1 protein-coding gene is annotated in these 4,578 nt (G+C 27.6%); it reads right to left on the reverse strand.

Annotation, left to right across the window (positions count from 1 at the left end):
• Window positions 1-121: 121 nt before the first annotated feature.
• On the reverse strand, window positions 122-3,847 hold the full coding sequence (locus tag B2W91_RS11005; RefSeq protein ID WP_422653272.1) for an AAA domain-containing protein: 3,726 nt from the start codon (window positions 3,845-3,847) through the stop codon (window positions 122-124).
• Between the last annotated feature and the right edge of the window lie 731 nt (window positions 3,848-4,578).

Raw genomic sequence — 4,578 nt, forward strand, 5'->3', positions numbered from 1 at the left:
AGTATATATTAAGTTTTCCCATTGTATCCCTATAGTATTAGCCTTTTCAAATATTTTATCAATTATATCCTTTTAAATCCAAAAGTGCTAATAATCCATACTAATTATTAGCACTTTTGTGTTAATTTACAGAATCATATAATCTCTTTATAGTTTCTTTAGGATCTAAGTAAAATTCACTACTTCTAATCTTATAAAATCTCCAACCTACTCTTTCTAGAGTATGTTGACGTTCAAAGGATTCTTTCCATGAATATTTTTCTTCTCTTTTCGAACCTAAACATTCAATAGCAATTTTATGTTTAGCCTTTATTACAAAATCTATTTTATATTTACCTACTTTAACTTTAGGAGTTACTTCTATATTAAGATTCTTAAGCTCTTTTAACACATCTTCTTCGAAGGTTGTAAGAATGTACTCTTCAGTTTCTTCTCTTTTAGTAGTACATTTTTCATACTCCATAGCATATTCTAATAAATTATGTCTTACACCTTTAGGATTTAAGCCCTCAAGATCTACAGAGTGAAATAACCACATTTGATTTCTCGCCCTACTTGCCGCAACATTAAATCTTCTTATATCTGAATCCTTAGAAAGCACTCCAAATTTTACATTATCCGCTATAACAAAAGATAAGAACATTACATCTCTTTCATCTCCTTGGAATGAATAAGCATCTCCACAAATTATTCTCCTCTTAACCATTTCTTCAATGCCTAGTTTCTCAATTATAAGATTTTCAATGAATTCTGCCTGCGCATCTCCTAAAAGAGATACTACTCCCATAGTCATATTTTCATATTTAGAATCATTACAGCATTCAATAATCTTATCTACTACAGCATAGGCTTCTTTTATATTTATGGTCTTATTTTCATCTCTAAAAGCTTCTTCTACTTTAACAGTAACTATAGGCTTATCTAATGGATTATCATTTTTGCCACATCTTAGAGGTACAATTTCATTAGAATAGCATAGTTTATTGCTAAATCCTATGATTTCATCAACACTTCTAAAATGCTCCTTTAAAATTAGTCTGTTAGGAAAAATTCTTAATGCTGTATTATATAAACTTGTTTTTAAATCAAACCACTCTGCATGTGGAATTCCTTCAAGATGAGTTTCAATTAACTTTTCCACCATTGAACTATCCTTACCTATTGCTTCTGGACTTATCTGTTTCTCATCGCCAACTATTACTGCCCTTTCTGCTCTCATCAATGCAGTTAATGCAGTAATATCACTTTGACTACTTTCATCTACTATTATAACATCAAATAAATTTTCATTTATCTTTAAGTTCTCAATGACTCTATTTATAGGCATTATCCATACAGGGATAACATCTTTACAATTTTCCATTTCTCTTTGAGCAATTTTTCTATATTTAACTGCTTGAGTCCCAGTACCCTTGCCTATTCTTTTTATAGCTTCCATCCAAGTAAACAAACTTCTCTTCTGTAACTCAGTAGTTCTCAATATTTGATTATACCAACTTTGCTTACAAACTATCTCTTTAACTAGCTTATCTTCAATTGCCTTTTCTTCATAAAGCGCTCTTTCTAAGCTCTTAATATCAACACCAAGTTCTGTAGTTATATAATCATTCCATACTTTATATTTAAAAGCACCTTCAAAGTNNAAGTTTTTAAAGTTTAGCTTTAAAGTTTCTCTTTGATGAACTAAAATGTATTTTGTAAATTTAGGACAACTATCCATAAGTATATCTCTAAATTTGATTAGCTTCTCTATATCTTGAGAACTTTTATTTAAATAATTTATGCGCTCATAATATTTTAAAACAAAGCTACTATTACTCTCTTCTACTTTATCTGCAAGTTCCTCAAAACAATCATATTTTCTTAATGTTTTAATATTATCGTCTAAATACTCTGCTAAATCCTCAAATTCTTTAATCGCCTTTAAGCTAAGAAGGGATTCTTTAATATAGCTATAACTTTCCTTTTCATAGAAATTTATTTCTCTATTAAAATGCTTGGTCTTAAGTAGCCCTAAAATTTTATCTTTATAATTATTTTCCCATTCAATTACCATAGTTATCGTCTCTATAGTATCTTCTATAATATTACTAAAATTCCCATCAGCAGGAGTTACTAGTCTTCCTCCATACTCTTTCATAGTATTATTGTAATAATTTTTAAGATCGCGCTCTAATTTGTATAACTTCATATAATTATTTATAACTTCAGCATGTTCCAATGTAGATATAGGTTCATAATCAATCTTTACACTCTCTAATATATATTTAACATTTCCATGAAGTAATTTGAAAATAGTACCTATCTTACCTTTTTCTCTAAGTACCTTGTCCACTATTTCAAAATCCTTTTTAAAATTATTCATATCAACATTTTCAGGAAATTGGATTTTATGCTTATTAAGCTCACTTTTTAATTTTGAAATTTCTTTTAAAGTATCCCCACAGTGCTCTATAAATTCTGTCCATACATCGCCTTTCACTTTACTACAATAATAATTTTTCATTATAGTATAAACATAGGTATTTTCAATTTCTTCTATATTTTTATATGCTTCATCTAATAGATTTAATAAATGATTATTAGAATAACTAGTAATTTCCTTATCGCTCCACTGACTTACAACTTTTCTATGAATATAAATATCACTTAAAAGTTCCCTATATTCATCTATTTTTTCTACCAGCTCTATTAATTCAGGAAGTTTATCTGTGTATTCTTTAGTATTTTCATAAATCTCTACCTCTATTAAAGAATATATCTCTAATAGATCTAGAAATTCTTCAAACTCTTCATTAGTTAAAGGCGATTTGCCCTTTATAGAAAGGCTATCATCTATATAGCTTAGTTCTTTGCTATTTTCTCTTATGTACTTTGCCATATCCATTAAACTATAGCTTTCATTATTATAAGTAACATTATGATTCTCGCTATACTCTATCTTTCTTAAACTTTCATGAAATATATCTTGATTATCCTTACACTGTTTTAATTTAAACTTTAGGAATTTGAATTGTTTTTTAAGTTCTACAGTATCCAAAGATAAATTTTCAGTAATTTTTCGTACTGCATCATCCAAATCTTCCATAGCCTTTGCATCATCACCTAATATACTCATACAAAGAGAACGAATTTCTTCAGGTATCTTATTGTTTAATACCCTAAGTGCTCTATCTGTTTGACTTGTAACTAATACCCTCTTACCATGAGCTAGAAGATGGCAAATTAAATTTACTATAGTATGACTTTTGCCTGTACCTGGAGGCCCTTGTACTACTACTCCGAAATTTTCTGATAATCTCTTTGTTATCTCTTTTTGATCTTCATTATATGGTAGTGGAAATAATAAATCTTCCCCTATTTCTCTCCATTTTTCTGCTGCAATCTCATCTACTTCAAGTCTTTCATTATTAACTAGCGCTTCTATAGTCTTAGGAATTTTATAACCCTTTCTTATTTCTTCAAGCATAGAGTTTAATTCCATATTCCATAGTCTTGTATCCACTTTTCTAAAAATGATTACAGGTTCATCATAGAAAATCATATCTCTATTTTCTTCCATATCTAATAAAGAATCTAACTTCCTATAATCATTACTTTTGCTTTGTATATCTAGAATATCTATGATTTTATCAATTGCTGCAGTTACTTCATCTTTATTTCTAGCATCTATCCCTAAAGACTTTATTTCTGAAGTGGCTTCAATTATTTTTGGTAACGGAAAAGACTCAAAACCACTTAAAACATCGAGTTCTATATTAGTTATGTTATTATAAGGTTTTAATGAGAACACACTATTTTTATCGTCAAAACTTAAATCCATTTTTGTAGTAAAAATAGGATGCATTATTTTAACATCTTCTACTTGTCCAATTAATAATCCATGAGCATATATAACTTCTAAATTTTCGCTATTTTTCTGTAGCTTTAAATATATTTTAGAAAATTTATTGTATATATCCTTAACATTTTTATTTATTTCTAGCCATTCATCCCTACTTTCACTACTTACAACATCACAGCCATCTATGTCTAATATATGAGATTCAAAAAATACTTCCTCATATTCATTTATATTTCTTATTCGCTTATCATTGATATTCTTAATACTATGCAAATAAGTAAATATCTGCTCTACTTTTTTATTACTGCTCAAATCTAAACCCTCCAATTTTAGTATTCAATCTATATAAACTACTTTAATTTTTATAATAAACTCTTTAAAACAATCATTCAAAAATACTATAAATATTTTTTCTGTACAGGCTCATAAGTTCCATTGATAGCTTTATTGTCAATGAATCTTCTACCTTAGTACATATAAAATAAGTTAGAATTTATTTTTTCACAATTTCTAACTTTAATTACATTATAATTTATGTGAATAATATTGTAAAAGATTTTGCAACATACACTACTATCATGAAATTTTTCAAATTGTTAATTATATATTACCTTAAATTGTTAATTGGGTATCTATAACTTTAAAATTAATATAATAATTGTTTTGATATATAGGCTAACTTTGCAACTAGTATATCTGCATAGGGTTCCACAATGAAAATTCAACTTATACAT

Origin of the sequence: Clostridium sp. UBA6640 (assembly GCF_002455975.1) — a bacterium.
Taxonomy (GTDB): domain Bacteria; phylum Bacillota; class Clostridia; order Clostridiales; family Clostridiaceae; genus Clostridium_J.